General features: G+C 42.9%; 12 protein-coding genes. 5 read left to right on the top strand and 7 right to left on the bottom strand.

Annotated elements, in window-relative coordinates; all coding sequences use genetic code 11:
• Positions 1-8: 8 nt before the first annotated feature.
• The 4 genes from dnaN (at position 9) to GQA99_RS16505 (ending at position 5,870) form a co-directional block, all read left to right on the top strand.
• Positions 9-1,109, top strand: coding sequence for a DNA polymerase III subunit beta (gene dnaN, locus GQA99_RS16520; protein WP_160055726.1), 1,101 nt, complete (start codon positions 9-11; stop codon positions 1,107-1,109).
• 88 nt (positions 1,110-1,197) lie between these two features.
• On the top strand, positions 1,198-2,280 hold the full coding sequence (recF, locus tag GQA99_RS16515) for a DNA replication/repair protein RecF (protein ID WP_160055724.1): 1,083 nt from the start codon (positions 1,198-1,200) through the stop codon (positions 2,278-2,280).
• Between the two features lie 15 nt (positions 2,281-2,295).
• Positions 2,296-4,713 carry a DNA topoisomerase (ATP-hydrolyzing) subunit B gene (gyrB, locus tag GQA99_RS16510; protein WP_160055722.1) on the top strand — a complete coding sequence of 806 codons (2,418 nt, stop codon included), beginning with the start codon at positions 2,296-2,298 and terminating at the stop codon, positions 4,711-4,713.
• Positions 4,714-4,817: 104 nt separating this feature from the next.
• Positions 4,818-5,870: an HDOD domain-containing protein gene (locus tag GQA99_RS16505; RefSeq protein WP_160055720.1), complete on the top strand. Its 1,053-nt coding sequence runs from the start codon at positions 4,818-4,820 to the stop codon at positions 5,868-5,870.
• A gap of 129 nt (positions 5,871-5,999) precedes the next feature.
• On the opposite strand, the gene glyS is transcribed toward GQA99_RS16505, so the two are convergent.
• Both glyS and glyQ read right to left on the bottom strand, forming a co-directional pair.
• Positions 6,000-8,084, bottom strand: coding sequence for a glycine--tRNA ligase subunit beta (gene glyS, locus GQA99_RS16500; RefSeq protein WP_160055718.1), 2,085 nt, complete (start codon positions 8,082-8,084; stop codon positions 6,000-6,002).
• A gap of 9 nt (positions 8,085-8,093) precedes the next feature.
• Positions 8,094-8,999, bottom strand: a complete 906-nt coding sequence (gene glyQ, locus GQA99_RS16495; protein ID WP_160055716.1) for a glycine--tRNA ligase subunit alpha — start codon at positions 8,997-8,999, stop codon at positions 8,094-8,096.
• Positions 9,000-9,111: 112 nt separating this feature from the next.
• On the opposite strand from glyQ, the gene GQA99_RS16490 reads away from it, so the two are divergent.
• The gene (locus GQA99_RS16490; protein ID WP_160055714.1) at positions 9,112-9,675 is read left to right on the top strand and encodes a DNA-3-methyladenine glycosylase I; all 564 of its coding nucleotides are present in this window, start codon (positions 9,112-9,114) and stop codon (positions 9,673-9,675) included.
• Positions 9,676-9,763: 88 nt separating this feature from the next.
• Here GQA99_RS16490 and GQA99_RS16485 read toward each other — a convergent pair whose 3' ends face one another.
• The 5 genes from GQA99_RS16485 to fadB all read right to left on the bottom strand — a co-directional run bounded on the left by GQA99_RS16485 (position 9,764) and on the right by fadB (position 17,501).
• Positions 9,764-12,949: an amidohydrolase family protein gene (locus GQA99_RS16485; RefSeq protein ID WP_160055712.1), complete on the bottom strand. Its 3,186-nt coding sequence runs from the start codon at positions 12,947-12,949 to the stop codon at positions 9,764-9,766.
• Between the two features lie 274 nt (positions 12,950-13,223).
• Positions 13,224-13,667, bottom strand: a complete 444-nt coding sequence (locus GQA99_RS16480) for an MOSC domain-containing protein (protein ID WP_160055710.1) — start codon at positions 13,665-13,667, stop codon at positions 13,224-13,226.
• A 3-nt stretch (positions 13,668-13,670) separates the two neighbouring features.
• On the bottom strand, positions 13,671-13,916 hold the full coding sequence (gene tusA, locus GQA99_RS16475; RefSeq protein WP_160055708.1) for a sulfurtransferase TusA: 246 nt from the start codon (positions 13,914-13,916) through the stop codon (positions 13,671-13,673).
• Between the two features lie 248 nt (positions 13,917-14,164).
• Entirely contained in the window at positions 14,165-15,328 is a 1,164-nt protein-coding gene (fadA, locus tag GQA99_RS16470) for an acetyl-CoA C-acyltransferase FadA (protein WP_160055706.1), read from the bottom strand.
• Between the two features lie 22 nt (positions 15,329-15,350).
• Positions 15,351-17,501, bottom strand: a complete 2,151-nt coding sequence (gene fadB / locus GQA99_RS16465; protein WP_160055704.1) for a fatty acid oxidation complex subunit alpha FadB — start codon at positions 17,499-17,501, stop codon at positions 15,351-15,353.
• Between the last annotated feature and the right edge of the window lie 152 nt (positions 17,502-17,653).

Here is a 17,653-nt window from a genome sequence, read left to right as displayed (position 1 = left end):
GTAGAACGATGAAATTTTCAATTGATAGGGATGCCCTATTAAAGCCGCTGCAACTAGTGTGTGGCGCGGTAGAACGTAGACATAACTTACCTATTTTAGCTAATTTATTAGTTGAAGTTAGTGAAGACTCACTTAAGCTGACCGGTACGGATTTAGAGGTTGAACTTGTTGGTCAAGCCGCTATTCATGGTGATATCAGCATTGGTCGCACTACCGTTCCAGCTAAAAAATTACTCGACATTGTTAAGTCATTACCTGAACAAAGCGAATTAAAAGTAGAACAGCAAGATAACAAATGGCTGTTGCGCTCAGGTCGTAGCCGTTTTTCATTAGCCACATTGCCAGCTGAAGATTATCCCAATGTTGAAGCGTTTCAGGCTGATATTGAATTTAGCTTAAAGCAAGGCGTATTAAAGTCGATTATCGACTCTACTCAGTTTTCGATGGCTAACCAGGATGTGCGCTATTACCTCAACGGTTTATTATTTGAAACCGAAGGCAATGTATTACGCGCTATTGCTACCGACGGTCACCGTTTGGCGTTAAGCCATCGCACTGTTGATATTTCTTTGCCCGAAAAACAAGTGATTGTGCCACGTAAAGGGGTAGTTGAAATGGCGCGCTTGCTTGAAAGCGACGACCAAGACATTACCATTGCGATTGGCGATAACGCGATTCGCGCTATGACGAGCTCTGCTGTATTTACCAGTAAATTAGTTGATGGCCGTTTTCCTGATTACCGCCGGGTGTTACCAAAGGGTGGTAATAAGGTAGTTATTGCCAGTCGCAATCAACTAAAACAAGCGTTAACTCGAGCCTCTATTTTATCGAACGAAAAATTCCGTGGTGTACGCATTCAACTTGAGCCTGGTTTATTAAAGATTACCGCCAATAACCCAGAGCAAGAAGAAGCCGAAGAAATTATCGACGTTGATTATGATTCAGATAAGCTCGAAATTGGTTTTAACGTGAGTTATTTACTTGATGTACTGAATAACCTTGCCAGTGATGATGTGCGTATAACGCTCATTGATGGTAACTCAAGTGCACTCATTGAGAACCACAAAGAAGAAGATTCTATGTATGTGGTGATGCCAATGCGCCTGTAATACGTTATTGTCCATTAATCATAAGTAAGGTGCTGCAAAGCACCTTCTTTGTCTCTACCGCTTTATTTGGCTATCACAATAGGTGTTCATGAGTTTATCGCGCATTACCATTGGCTCGTTTCGTAATATTACCACAGCATCACTTAACCCAAGTGACGGGTTAAATTTGATATACGGTCAAAATGGCAGCGGTAAAACCAGTATTTTAGAAGCGATATATTTTTTAGGCATGGGACGCTCTTTTCGCAGCCATTTATCGCAGCGGGTTATCAACAATGATGACGATAAACTCACCTTATTTGCCAATTTAGTACAAGATGATAGCGACTGTAAAATTGGACTTAGACGTCACCGTAGTGGCGATATTGAAGTTAAAATTAATGGCGAAAAAGTCAAACGTTTATCGACATTAGCTGAAACGTTGCCTATTCAAGTTATTACCCCCGAAAGTTTTTCTTTACTGTTTGAAGGCCCAAAAGCTCGCAGGCAGTTTATTGATTGGGGCGCCTTTCATTCTGACCCACATTTTTATCAAGCCTGGGTGAATGTCCGTAAGGTTTTAAAGCAACGTAATCAATTACTTCGTAACCAATCTGCTTATAGTCAAATACAATTTTGGGATAAGGAGCTGGTGCGGTATGCTGAACAAGTTACCGACATACGAAATCGATATGTAGACTCGTTAAATGAGCTACTTAAGGGTATAATAGGGCGGTTTTTACCTCAGGTTGATATTAAGGTTTCTTTTACCCGAGGATGGGACAGCAAAACGGATTTTTCGCAGTTACTTGAAAACCAATATTCGCGCGATGTTGCCGCGGGTAACACGGGTAGTGGTCCTCATAAGGCAGACTTACGTTTGCGAGTGGGTAACTTACCAGTGCAGGATGCGCTATCCCGTGGACAATTAAAATTATTAGTCTGTGCACTGCGTATTGCACAGGGAAAGTTGCTCAAACAACAACTAGATAAAAACAGTATTTATTTAGTCGACGATTTACCGTCAGAGTTGGATGCACAGCATAGGCAGCTATTGCTACAGCAGTTAACCGAAACCGGTGCGCAAATTTTTGTCACCGCAATTGATCCGCTAGCAATAGTCGATTCGTTATCTAGCCCTCCCAACAGGATGTTTCATGTGGAACACGGGCAAGTAACGGTTATTGAATAACAACGAGAGAGAAATATGTCAGAGAATAGTTACGATTCTTCGAGTATCAAGGTATTAAAAGGCCTTGATGCAGTCCGTAAGAGACCTGGTATGTACATTGGTGATACTGATGACGGCACAGGTCTTCATCACATGGTATTCGAAGTGGTCGATAACTCTATCGATGAAGCTTTAGCCGGTCATTGTAGCGATATCACCATTACTATTCACTCAGACGGTTCTGTCTCTGTAAAAGATGACGGTCGTGGTATTCCGGTTTCTATCCATGAGGAAGAGGGTGTATCTGCTGCTGAAGTTATTATGACGGTATTGCATGCCGGCGGTAAGTTTGATGATAACTCTTACAAAGTGTCTGGTGGTCTTCACGGTGTGGGTGTGTCGGTTGTTAACGCATTATCAGAAAAATTACAGTTAACTATTCGTCGTGCCGGCAAAGTCTATGAGCAGTTTTATACTCATGGTGTGCCTGATGCGCCGATTAAAGAAATTGGCGATGCTGTTAAAACCGGTACCGAAATTCGTTTCTGGCCTAGTGGCCTAACCTTTACCGATGTTGAATTCCATTTCGATATTTTAGCCAAGCGTGTACGTGAACTGTCTTTCTTAAACTCAGGTGTGGGTATTCGTTTAGTTGATGAACGCGAAAACAAAGACGAATTCTTCAAGTACGAAGGTGGCATTAGCGCTTTCGTAAATTACTTGAACCGCAATAAAACACCAGTAAACAAAGATGTATTCCACTTTTCGCAAGAGCGCGAAGACGGCATTACCGTTGAAGTGGCAATGCAGTGGAATGACGGTTACCAAGAAAGTATTTTCTGTTTTACCAATAACATTCCTCAGCGCGATGGTGGTACTCACCTAGCGGGCTTCCGCGGCGCATTAACGCGTAACTTAAACACTTACATGGAACGCGAAGGATTTAACAAAAAGGGTAAAACGAATGCGACGGGTGATGATGCTCGCGAAGGTTTAACCGCGGTTATTTCTGTTAAAGTACCGGATCCTAAGTTTAGTTCGCAAACCAAAGATAAACTGGTTTCGAGCGAAGTGAAAAGTGCTGTAGAACAAACAATGGGTGAGCAGTTAAATGATTACCTATTAGAAAACCCTGCTGATGCGAAATTAATCGTAGGTAAAATTGTTGATGCTGCTCGTGCTCGTGAAGCCGCCCGTAAAGCGCGTGAAATGACCCGTCGTAAAGGCGCATTAGATTTAGGTGGTTTACCAGGTAAGCTTGCCGATTGCCAAGAAAAAGACCCTGGTCTTTCTGAAATATACATAGTGGAAGGGGACTCTGCTGGCGGATCAGCCAAGCAGGGACGTAACCGTAAAAACCAAGCGATTCTTCCATTAAAGGGTAAAATCTTAAACGTTGAAAAAGCACGTTTTGATAAGATGCTATCCTCACAAGAAGTGGCAACCCTGATTACCGCATTAGGTTGTGGTATTGGCCGTGATGAATACAACCCAGATAAAACTCGTTATCACAACATTGTTATCATGACCGATGCTGACGTCGACGGCTCGCACATTCGTACCTTGCTGTTGACTTTCTTTTTCCGCCAAATGCCTGAATTAATTGAGCGTGGTTATGTGTATATTGCGCAACCACCTTTGTACAAAGTTAAAAAAGGTAAGCAAGAGCAATATTTAAAAGACGAATTAGCGTTAACTGAATACTTAACAACACAAGCGTTAGACGGCACACATGTTTACCCAAGCCAAGGCGAGTTGGGCATGAGCGGTGAACCATTAGAGCGTTTGGTGAATCAATATCGCGAAGTTGAAAAAATCGTTAAGCGTTTAGAAAAACGTTTCCCGATGAACCTAACCGATCGCATGTTGTATCACCCAGAAGTGACGTTAGAGATGCTCAGTGATGAAACGCGAATGACAGCATGGTGTAAAATCTTTATTGATGATTTAGTTGAGCGTGAAAGCAGTGGTATTATTTTCTCTGCTAACGTCATCCTTGATCCTGAGCGTAAAGTGTATACCCCAAGTGTCACTATCCGTAAGCATGGTATCGATACCAACTTCTTATTTGGTTACGACTTCTTTACCTCAACCGATTATCAGCGTATTGCCAAATTAGGCGCAGCGTTAGACGGTATGATTGAAGAAGGTGGTTATGTACAACGTGGTGAGCGTGTTAAAGAAGTTGAAAGCTTCTTAGAAGCCTTAGACTGGACCATGAGCGAAGCTAAGCGTGGTTTATACATTCAGCGTTATAAAGGATTGGGTGAAATGAACCCTGAACAATTGTGGGAAACCACAATGGATCCCGAATCTCGCCGTATGTTGCGCGTTACCATTGAAGATGCGGTAGCAGCAGACCAATTATTTACCTGCTTAATGGGCGATCAAGTTGAGCCTCGTCGTGAGTTTATCGAAACGAACGCATTAAACGTAGCTAACTTAGACGTGTAGCACGTCTTGTTAAAATAAATGGGTGCCTTATGGCGCCCATTTTTGTTTTTATTGCTATGATTAAATTATTGCTATTAATCTAATGTCTTATAAGGTTATTTATTGTGGTGACAAGTTTTTTTAAGAAGCTGTTTAATATTCGTGATCGCAATGAACAAGTCAAATTTACTGGCCGTACAGCGGTCGAGAAACGTCAGCAAACACCAACGCCAACCGTCAAACCTATTATTGAAGTCAGTCCCAAACTCGCGGTAGAGTCGCAGTTAGATTTATCATCTTTGTTTTACAGTTTTTTGTTTGCCAGTACTCAAACCGATACGACAGGAATTGCGAATAATCTAGAGCGCCGTGTTATGCAAGATATAGAACGTGCGTTAAGTTCGCCTCAAGCCATTGCTGAGAATGTGCTAAAGCTTCCAAGTAAAATACTCGAATTAGATAAAAAACTAGCAGACGATAATATTGAAATCCAAGAGTTAATCCAGTTGATTGAGCAAGATCCATTGCTGTGCATTGAAGTGCTTAAACTGTGTAATTCTCCTGCGTTTAAACGAGCAGAACATGATGTTACTAGCATTCAGCAAGCGCTAGTGCAGGTTGGTAGACAACAACTGAGGCAATTTATTACCAGTTGTTTGGCACGTGAAATGATTGATATTAAGCCAATATATTTCAGACGTTTTGGTGCAGAGATTTGGCGCCATTCAATGCAGGTGGCATTTTTAGCCAGTGAATTAGCGATCCCAGAACAACGCGAACGTGCCTTTTTAGTTGCATTGCTCCACGATGTAGGAAAAATCGCCATTTTTAAAATGCTTGTTGATGCATTTTATCAGGCAGAACCTGGCGAGCAGCCTAGTTCAATGTTGTTTAAACAGGTAATGACCAGTAAATCATTAGCACTCAGCGCATTACTTGCCCGTTATTGGCAGTTGCCGCAACACTTTGAAGCGCCGTTAACATTGCTAGCGAATACCAATATTAAACCCGATGATCAAATGACACTCGTTATCTGGAAGGCTAATATCATTAGTGAGTGCTCTATGCTTAAGCAAGTGGATAAATTACCGCAATCAGCATTGGCGGTGTTATTAGCACAGGTGGAAATAAGTGAACAAGAGTTTGCTGATTTACATCAAAAACTGATTGAGTTTTAAATCTGATTTAAAATTTGTGCTTTGAACATTGAAAGTTATCAGTGTGGTGAGGGTTACGTTTTACTCTTAATATTAAAAATGAATAAAAAAAGCGCCTTTCGGCGCTTTTTTTATTGCTGCAATATCACATTATTGTAGTAATGAAATATCCGCTACATGTAAAAACTGCTCACGAAGATTAGTTAATAACGCAAGGCGGTTATTTTTCAATGCTTTATCGTCAGCCATTACCATTACATCTTCAAAGAACTGATCCACGCTTTCACGTAAATCGGCTAATAATGTTAATGCTTGCTGATAATCAGCATTGGCAAACAATGGTGCTAACTGTGGTTGTAGTTGTGCTAACTTTTCTGCCAAGGCTTTTTCAGCTGTTTCCGCTAATAGTGTCTGGTTAATGTTTGCAGGCAGTTCGCCTTCAACTTTAGCCAAGATATTAGAAACACGTTTATTGGCAGCAGCAAGCGCAGTAGAAGCCTCTAAAGCACGGAAGTGCGATACCGCTTTAACGCGACTGTCAAAATCAGCTGGGCGAGTTGGGCGACGAGCTAATACTGCTAAAATTACATCAACTTGAATGCCTTTATCTTGATACCAACTACGGAAACGCGCCATTAAAAACTCAAGTACGTCTTCGGCGGTATTGGCATTGCTGACGTTATCAGCATGTAACGCTTGCGCTTTAGCAATTAAATCGACTAAGTCTAGTGGCAAATTGTTTTCAACAATAATGCGTAAAATACCGATAGCAGCGCGGCGAAGTGCAAATGGATCGGCAGCGCCTTTAGGTGCCTGGCCAATTCCAAAAATGCCCACTAAGGTGTCTAGCTTTTCAGCTAACGCAACCGCGCAAGACACGCTTGCAGTTGGTACCGTATCACCAGAAAACTTAGGTTTGTATTGCTCTTCTAAAGCAACGGCAACCGCTTCAGTTTCACCATCTAGGCGAGCATAATGCATCCCCATGGTGCCTTGAGTGTCAGTAAACTCCATCACCATGTTGGTCATCAAGTCTGTTTTAGATAATAGACCGGCGCGGCTTGCATCAGCACTGTTTGTGCTAACACCCTGACCATCGAGTTGTGTAGCAATAAACCCTGCAAGTGTTGAAATGCGCTCAACGCGCGCTTTTAACGTGCCAAGTTGTTTTTGGAATACAACCGTTTCAAGACTGGCTAAACGTGACTCTAGCGTATGCTTTTTATCAGTATTAAAGAAGAATTCAGCATCGGCTAGGCGAGGGCGAACCACTTTCTCATTACCTGAAATAATTTGCTGCGGGTCTTTAGATTCGATGTTAGTGACGAAAATAAAGTTAGGTAGCAAGTTACCGGTTTTATCAAATACAGGGAAGTATTTCTGGTCGCCTTTCATGGTGTACACAAGGGCTTCAGATGGCACCGCTAAAAACTTTTCTTCAAAGCTAGCTGTTAATACTATTGGCCATTCAACCAATGAAGCCACTTCTTCAAGTAAGTCTTCTTGGATATCGGCAACACCACCAATTTTGGCAGCTGCTGCTTCAGAGTCTGCTTTGATTAATGATTTACGAAGCTGATAATCAGCCAGCACCTTACCTTGCTCTTTTAGTGCAGTTAAATAGTTGTCGGCATGGTCTAGCTCGAAAGTTGCCTGACCCATAAAGCGATGACCGCGAATAACTCGAGCAGATTTAATACCCAATAATTCACCAGCGATTAATTCGCTACCCAATAACATGATGACAGTGTGCACAGGGCGAATAAATTGTGTTTTGTTGCTGCCCCAACGCATTGGTTTTGGGATTGGCAATTTATCAAGCGCACGTTGTGCCATCTCAGCAATCAGACTTTTGGTTTCAACACCGACCACTTTAGCTTGATGAACTAACCATTCGCCTTTGTCGGTGACTAAACGCTCAGCTTGATCAACCGTAATACCGTTACCACGTGCCCAGCCTTGCGCTGCCTTGGTTGGGTTGCCATCTGCATCAAATGCAGAGCTTACCGCAGGGCCGCGTTTTTCTACGACTTTATCTGCTTGAGCAAGGGCAAGGCCAACAACATTAATAGCTAAACGACGAGGCGCTGCATACCAAAGCGCAGAGTCAAAAGGGATATCAGCTTTGGTTAATTCATCGGTAAAGTTTGCTAAAAAAGACTCCGCTAAAGTGCGTAATGACTTTGGCGGTAACTCTTCTGTTCCCACTTCAATAAGTAAGTTTTCAAATTTCATTGGTGACCTCTACTTACACATTGGGAAGCCTAGCGCTTCGCGTGCTTGATAATAAGATTCTGCAACACCTTTAGCCATGGTGCGAACGCGTAAAATGTAACGCTGACGTTCAGTAACCGAAATGGCATGGCGAGCATCAAGTAAGTTAAAAGCGTGCGATGCTTTCATTACTTGCTCGTAAGCAGGCAGTGGTAGAGGTTTTTCTAGCGACAATAAGTGCTGGCACATTTTTTCGCATTGATCGAACATCGTAAACATAAAGTCAACATCGGCATGTTCGAAGTTGTAAGTTGATTGCTCAACTTCGTTTTGATGAAAAATATCACCGTAGGTTACACGGCCCATAGGTCCGTCGGTCCATACAAGATCGTACACGCTGTCGACTTCTTGAATATACATGGCCAAACGCTCAAGGCCATAAGTAATTTCACCAGTTACAGGGCTACATTCAATACCGCCCACTTGCTGGAAGTAAGTAAACTGTGTCACTTCCATACCGTTAAGCCACACTTCCCAGCCTAAACCCCATGCGCCTAAAGTTGGAGATTCCCAGTTGTCTTCAACAAAGCGAATATCATGCACTTGAGTATCAATACCCAGGGCTTCTAGTGAGCCTAGGTAAAGCTCTTGAATATTGTCTGGTGATGGCTTTAATACCACTTGGAATTGGTAATAATGTTGCAAGCGATTTGGGTTTTCACCATAGCGTCCATCAGTAGGACGGCGAGACGGCTGCACATATGCACTGCTCATTGGCTCAGGGCCTAATGAGCGTAAGAACGTCTGCGGGTGGAAAGTACCTGCACCAACTTCCATATCGAGAGGTTGAACAATTGCGCAACCTTGCTGCGCCCAATATTCCTGAAGGGTTAGGATGAAACCCTGAAATGTCTTTACGTCGTGTTTCGTCGTCATGTCTACTGCTATCAGGCTATTAATAGAAAATGGTAATGATTATACCTTGTCGAGCAAGGCAGATGTAGGTTATTTTTTAACGTATGAATAAAAACGTTATTGGAACCGTATAATGCAAGTTAACCGATGTGGCTGGGTAAGTGAAGATCCTTTGTATCAAGATTATCATGATAACGTTTGGGGGAGGCCTGAATATGATGCAAAGCAGTTATTTGCCAAGTTATGTTTAGATGGTCAGCAAGCAGGTTTGTCGTGGATTACTATTTTAAAAAAGCAGGAAAACTATGAGCAATTATTTGCTGGATTTGAACCGAGCCTGATTGTTGAATTTGACCAGGATAAAGTAGAAGCATTAATGCTTGAGCCAGGCATAGTGCGCAACCGATTAAAAATAAACTCGATCATCAAAAACGCTAAGGCGTATATGGCCTTTGTAGAGCAGGGCAATGACTTTTCATCTTTTTTATGGAGCTTTGTTGGTGAAAGCCCTAAGGTCAATCATTTTGAAAACTCAAGCCAGGTGCCAGCTCAAACCCCAGAATCTGAAGCGATGTCTAAAGCGCTTAAAAAATTAGGCTTTAACTTTGTTGGGCCAACTATTTGTTATGCGTTTATGCAGGCCGTTGGAATGGTGAATGACCACACGACAGATTGCCATTGTTATGGTCAGTATTGATTATCTTTAAAACTCATTTCTGTTAATAAAAAAGGGTGTTCCACGTGGAACACCCTTTTTACTTATTCACATTATCAGAGTGAGAATGCTAGATCTTCTCAAAGAAAAACGCTTTACGTTTTTGCTTATCACCATTTAATTCGTTCATGGTCTCTGAGTTAAATAACTTACCGTTTATCATGGTGTAGGTCACTTTATCGGTACTACGGATATCAGTTAATGGATCGCCGTCAATCACAATGAGGTCGGCTAATTTGCCCGGTTTAATTGAACCTAACTGATGATCCATGCCGAATGTGGTTGCTGGGTTAATGGTGGCCGTTTTGAGCACATCGATATTACTCATGCCGCCTTGTGCGAACATCCACATTTCCCAATGAGCCGCTAACCCTTCGCGTTGTCCATGGGCACCAATATTAACTTTAACACCTAAATCATTCAGTTCATTGGCCACTCTGGCAACATTGAAGTGGTTATAGTGCTCGTCTGGCGCGGTGGTTCTGCGCATTGAGCGAGCGTCTAAAATCTCATGCGGTACATACATGCTTAAGCGTGGGTGTGCCCAGACATCGGTTTTGTCGTACCAGTAATGTTCACCTGATATGCCACCATAAGAAACCACAAGTGTTGGCGTATAGTTAACTTTAGTCTGGCTCCAGAATTGCTTAATGTCACTGTAAATAGATGCCACAGGTAATGAGTGTTCTAAAGTTGTGTGTCCGTCAGCGGCCATTGATAAGTTGTGTTGCAACAAACTGCCACCCTCAGGGACGACCATCATTTCGAGTTCACGCGCCGCGGCAATAATTTGCTGACGTTGATCTCGACGAGGTTGGTTGTAACTTTTAACACTGAATGCGCCGACCTTTTTAAGACGCTCTAGGTGAAACTTTGCATCATCTAACGAATCAACATGCGAGGTATAACCCGGTAGGTTTGCGCCATATAAAATGGTACCCGTCGAGAAAATTCGTGGACCAACTATTTTACCTGCTTTTTGTTGCTCTGATGCGGCAAAAATTTCAGTAGTATCATTTGATGGGTCATGAATAGAGGTCACCCCAAGTGACAAGCCTGAATATAATGCCCAGTTTTGTTGCGGGATAATTTCATCATCTGCTTGTCCACCATGTGCATGGGCATCAAATAACCCAGGCATAATGGTTTTACCGCTAATATCGATAACCTGTGCGTTATCTGGAATTGCTAATGTTGCATCACCAACCTGGCTAATTTTATTGTCTTTTACAATGACAACACCATTGTCGATGACCTGGTCATTTTCCATGGTAATGACTTTACCACCGACAAATACCACTGTTCCACGTGGAACATCTGCTTTATCTTTAAAGCCAATGGCAGTCACTTTGGGTTCTACTTTTTTGTCTGATTTGCTGTATTGAGTGTCAACATCAGCTTGATATAGCTCAGGGCCTAATGTCCAATACAGTTGGTTGTTTTTACCATTCCAGCTGATGCTTTCACCTGCACGAGCACTTAGCTGGCTAATAGGTAAATTAGTGGCTTTAGGTCCAATGGCAATGGTTTCACCGTGTTTGGCAAACGGGGTTACATATACTCTAAAGCGTTCTGCAAAGGCTAGGTGTTCACCATCTGGCGATAAACGAAACTCTGTTGCGTGTTCACTGGTGTAATGGGTACGCTTTTCAAAGCCATTCATGCCAATTGAGGCGAACTCTGGGGTTTTACCAAAATCCATAAAATACACTCGGTCTGAGTCTGCACCAAATTGCGGTTGATGGCCGCTGGCAGTTAGTTTGGTACTTTGTTTACCTTTGATATCGACTTTATATAAGCCCGGTTCTTGTGACCAGGTGCGTGGAGTCATGTATCCGCCACGGGCTTTACGGTACACAATGTAGTCGCCATCAGGCGAGAAGGTTGGCTCGACATATTTGCCTGGTTCATTGGTTAATACTTTAGCTTTACCACCACGAGAACTTATAACGCTCACAGTGCCTTGTTGCTGATCATTCCAGGTAGTAAATACAATGTCTTTACCGTCGCGAGACCACTGCGGGAATAGCTCGTTAATATCATCATCTAAACGGGTCAGGCGTTTATGTTTGCCGTCTTTAATATCACGGATCCAAATTTTTCCTAGGGCTTCAAATACAACTTTTTCACCGTTAGGTGATACTTGAGCCATACGTAACATTTTTACGTCGAATTCATCTTGATCTAGGTTTTGCGTGAAACGAACCGCCGGCTGCACGTCGCGTTGGCCTTTAATGCTAAATGGAATGTCGCTGACCTTTTTGCTGTCGACATCAAGTTTATTAATTTTTCCTTGGGCCCAAAACACAATGTGCTTGTTGTCTTTAGTCCACGACATTGTTGGGTACACACCATGAATCGCCCAGGTTTCTTGCATATCGCGGTCAAGCTTATCGTACAGTTTGGTTTCTGCGCCTGACTTTAAATCAAGTGAGTACAGCGTTGACTGAAATCCATCGCGTTTAATATACGCTAATGTTTTGCCATCAGGGCTTGGCGTTGGGCGGATTGCACCACCGGTACCCTCAATCAATACTTCGATATCGCCAGTTTGGGTGTCATAACGCTTAATTTTATAAATGCCTTTTACTGAGTCTTTAGAGTAGTGAAAGGTTTTACCTGGCGTTGCGTCCTGGCTAAAGTAAATATAGCGACCATCTGGCGAGTAGGCAGGTTCACCTAAGTCTTTTTGCTCGTTTGGACGTTCGGTTAATTTAACGCCTTCACCACCAGCGACGTGATACATCCATACTTCGCCTGCGCCTAAGCTGCGGGTACCTGTGTAATGCTTACGAGCAACAAGGTATTGAGAGTCTGGACTCCATGCTGGGCTGTTGAGTAATCTAAAGGTTTCTTTGGTGACAGGGTGTGGATTTGAGCCGTCTGCATCCATAATCCAGATGTTATCACCGCCATCTTCATCGCTGGTAAAGGCAATGTGTTTGCCATCAGGACTATAAACAGGTTGCATTTGCCAGGCGATACCTTGAGCAAGCGGCTTAGCTTCACCACCCGAAATTGGCATTTGATAAATATCACCTAATAGGTCAAATACGATGTTTTTACCGTCAGGCGACACATTGACGTTCATCCAGGTGCCTTCAGTGACATTAATATCAATTTGTTGCAGTGGAGCATTTTCTGGTGAGTTAACTTGCCATTTTGTTGTGTCATCTTCAGCGGCAACGCTTACTGTGTTCATACCGAGTGATAGGGCTATTGCTGCATAAATAGGTGTCAATTTTGATGTAAACATAAATTAGATTATCCGTTTGGTTTTAGATTTTAGTGGAATCAACCTGTTTCGAGTTTTTGTATTAGATATTGATGTCTCTGCACACTTAAATGCAGCAAGGTGACATTTTAGAGGTTCCTTTATCGCACAAATTATCGATAAGGTGTACAACAAATCTGTTTCAATTGATGACAGACATTAACATAGATGCCCATTAATCATTAATGGGCATAGAGAGATGGGAGGCGAGTTTAAAGGGCAAAGCTTAAATAAAAATGAGTTACCGAGTATCTATTTAAGCGACAGTGACTAAGTCATCGGGTTGAATTAAACCGGCTTGAATAACCCGGCAAGTTACACCACCGCGCCAGTCGGGTAAAAGCGCTTGTTCTAAACCTGGATGAGCCATTTCCATTTTTTTACATGGGTCGGTCTCACCGGTGATTTGCAATTTAAGATCGGTACCAATTGAAATCACTTTCCCGACATCAGCCATACTAAACTGATAGCCACTGATTAATAAGTTTGCTCTGCGAGTGAGCCAATCTAGGTCTGCATTAATTTGCTCACAAGCAAGTTGCCATTGTTGTTGAGACATAACGGTAACCTGGCGTTTACCTGGGCGGCCAAAAATATCATTTTCAACACCACGTTCTACAGTCACATTGGCACAAAAGGTGGGTTTCATTACGCCACGCTTTGCCGTTTTGTAGGCGATGGCTTCCAATGTGATTGCCATGATCTAAAGTCCTTTTTTGAGTAAGTACTGATAGGGAGTTTTACTGGTGTCACTGGCAATTAGGGTGTGGTCCATAAATTCACAAAAGCTTGGAATATCTCTTGTGGTCGCTGGGTCATCAGCGATAACTAGTAAGGTTTCACCCTCTGTCATTTTACGGACGGTTTTGCGGATCATCATTACGGGCTCTGGGCAACGAAGGCCAAGTGCATCGAGTTGGTGTTGTGCTTGGGAGTAAATATCAGTCATTGAATACAATCTTTATAAGCGGATCTCATTACCGCTAATGTTACTCTTGTCATGTAAACTTGCCAAGTTCGCAGCGCCAGTAATGTAATTTTGTCATTTTTAATCGTTTTTAAATTTTTATAAAATATGTTTCACGTGGAACATTAGTCAAAGCAGAAAAATTAAAAAATAAAAAAAACGAGCCAAATTGGCTCGTTTAAGTGTTTATTCGTAAACTGAGTTTGGCTCAGTTTCAAATAAGCGGGTTTTTATACACGCTCAAATACTGTCGCGATACCTTGACCTAAACCAATACACATAGTGGCAAGACCAAGCGTTGCATCTTTTTCTTCCATTAAGTTTATTAGCGTCGTTGAGATACGTGCGCCAGAACACCCTAATGGATGACCTAGTGCAATTGCGCCGCCGTTAAGGTTAATCTTTTCATCAACAACATCTTGTAAACCAAGATCTTTAACGCAAGGTAAAGACTGTGCCGCAAACGCTTCGTTTAGTTCGATAAGATCTAAATCGGCAACAGACAAACCAGCACGGGCTAATGCCTTTTTGGTTGCTGGTACTGGACCATAACCCATAATTGCCGCATCACAACCGGCAACTGCCATTGAACGAATACGTGCACGAATGGTTAAGCCTAAAGCACGCGCTTTAGATTCTTCCATCACTAACATTGCCGAAGCACCATCTGATAATGCTGATGATGTACCTGCAGTTACTGTACCGTTTGCTGGGTCGAATGCTGGACGTAAACCGGCTAAAGATTCTAATGATGTTTCTGGACGAATCACTTCATCGGTCATCACTTTAATTAATGCGCCGTTTGCGTCGTGGCCTTCAATGCCCCAAATTTCTTTAGCGAAGCGACCTTCGATGGTTGCTGCGTGTGCACGTTGATGTGAACGTACGGCAAATGCATCTTGTTGTTCACGAGTGATACCGTGCATTTTACCTAGCATTTCAGCGGTTAAGCCCATCATGCCAGATGCTTTTGCTACGCGGTTTGCCATGCCTGGGTGAAAATCAACACCGTGGTTCATTGGCACGTGGCCCATGTGCTCAACACCACCAATAATAAAGGTGTCGCCTTGGCCCGTCATAATGGCGCGAGCTGCTTGATGTAATGCATCCATCGACGAACCACATAAACGGTTTACGGTTACAGCACCTGCTGTTTTAGGTAAGCCCGCTAACAACGATGCATTACGAGCAATGTTAAAACCTTGCTCTAATGTTTGCTGTACACAACCCCAAATGACATCTTCAATGTCGTTTGGGTCTAATTGTGGGTTACGCACTAACAGTGCTTTCATTAATTCTGCAGAAAGAGTTTCTGCACGTACATTTCTAAATACCCCAGCCTTAGAGCGGCCCATTGGGGTACGAATGCAGTCTACGATAACAGCTTGTTTCATGATTTAATTCCTTTCCCACTGATTAGGCTTGGTAATAACTACCGTTGTTGGCTGCAAGTTCACGCATTGCATCGGTGACTTGGTATAAGCCGCCAAGGTGTGCGTATTTATCTGCTAGGGCAACAAAGTTTGCTACGCCCATTGTGTCTAAATAACGGAATACACCGCCACGGAATGGAGGGAAACCAATACCGTAAACTAGACCCATATCGCCTTCAGCAGGTGATGCAATAATGCCTTCTTCTAAACAACGAACCGTTTCGATGATCATTGGGATCATACAGCGAGCGATGATGTCATCTGACTCAAACGCCTTTAATGCGCCAAATTCAGCGCTTAATAATTCGTAGCTCGTTGGATCAATGTCTTTCTTCGGTTTACCACGACGGTCAACTGAGTAAGCATAGAAACCTTTAGTATTTTTCTGACCAAGACGCTTGTTTTCAAACATAATGTCGATAGCATCTTTGCCATTTTTACCCATACGATCTGGGAAGCCCTCTGCCATCACCGCTTGTGCGTGGTGACCTGTATCTAGGCCTACTACGTCAAGTAGGTATGCTGGGCCCATTGGCCAACCAAATTGTTTTTCCATGACTTTATCGACAGCTGCAAAGTCTGCACCTTCAGCAAGTAGACCACTGAAACCAGCGAAATATGGGAACAATACGCGGTTAACGAAAAAGCCTGGGCAGTCGTTTACTACGATTGGGGTTTTACCCATCTTGCTTGCGTAAGCCACAACTGATGCAATGGTTTCGTCTGAGCTGTGCTCGCCACGAATAACTTCAACCAATGGCATTTTGTGCACTGGGTTAAAGAAATGCATACCGCAGAAACGTTCAGGTTTTTTGAGGCTTTTTGCCAACAAGTTGATTGAAATCGTTGAAGTGTTAGATGCAATAATGGCATCTTCAGATACATAACCTTCAACTTCAGCCAATACTGTCGCTTTGACTTTTGGATGTTCAACAACCGCTTCAACCACGATGTCGCTACCTTTTATGGCCGCGTAATCAAGTGACGGGGTAATGTTATTTAATACTTTTGCCATTTTCTCAGGCGTAGAGCGGCCACGAGCAACTTGAGTTGTCAAAATTTTAGCGGCTTCGTTCAAGCCTAACTCTAATGCTGGCTGAGCTATGTCTTTCATGACAATCGGTGTGCCTTTGCTGGCGCTTTGGTAAGCAATACCACCGCCCATAATACCTGCACCCAATACCGCTGCCTGGTTAACATCTTTAGCCAATTTACTGGCTTTTTTGGCTTTGCCTTTAACGAACTGGTCATTTAAGAAAATACCAATCAGTGCCTGGGCAACATCTGTTTTAGCTAGCTTGATAAACGCTTGTGCTTCTACTTTTAATGCACCATCACGGTCGAAACCAGCTGCTTGCTCAATCACATTCACAGCGGCCATCGGCGCTGGGTAATGTTTGCCTGCTACAGAGAACACCATGCCTTTTGCCGTAGCAAAAGACATCATAGCTTCAAGTTTAGGCAGTATTAATGGAGACTGTTTTTGAGTACGACGAGCTTGCCAATCAAGGCTACCATTTAAGGCATCATGCAACATTTGTAGCGCTGCCGCTTCTAAATGTTCTGGCGCGACAACAGCATCAATTGCGCCGACTTTTAATGCGTCTTCTGGGCGTTGATCTTTCGCGGTGGTAATCCACTCAAGGGCATTATCTGCACCAATAACACGAGGTAAACGCACGGTACCGCCAAAACCAGGAATAAGACCTAATTTGGTTTCTGGTAAACCGATGCGAGCATTGGTATCTGCAACGCGTAAGTCCGTCGCTAAAATGGTCTCGCAACCACCGCCTAATGCAAAACCGTTAACCGCAGACACGGTTGGAAATGGTAAGTCTTCTAACTTGTTAAATACGGCGTTGGCTTGTTCAACCCACGCAAGTAACGTTGCATCATCTTGCTGAAACAACGTTAAGAATTCGGTAATGTCAGCGCCGACAATAAAAGTGCTTTTTGCTGATGTCAGCAGTAACGCTTTAATGTTGGTGTTTTGTTTGATGCTGTCTAGTGCGGCATCAAGAGAGGCTAGAGTTTCTCTGTCGAACTTGTTTACCGAACCTTGTGCGTTAAAACAAAGTTTGGCAATATTATCTTCAAGTAACTCAACCTGAATGGTAGGGCTTTGGTAGATCATTGCTTGCTTCCTTATTGCTTAAAAGCGACTTCCACATCTTATTTACTGTGCAGTTATCAAGCTTGAATCACAGCAGTTTCGGCCATCTATTGACCAGCTAATTCTCAGTGTGCGACTAAATGAGAAAAATTACAACACCCAATTTAAACGGC

It is taken from the genome of Shewanella litoralis, from assembly GCF_009828585.1.
GTDB classification, from domain to species: Bacteria; Pseudomonadota; Gammaproteobacteria; order Enterobacterales; family Shewanellaceae; genus Shewanella; species Shewanella litoralis.
The sequence above is the reverse complement of the archived record's forward strand: the minus strand, read 5'-3'. Positions and strand labels throughout refer to the sequence as shown.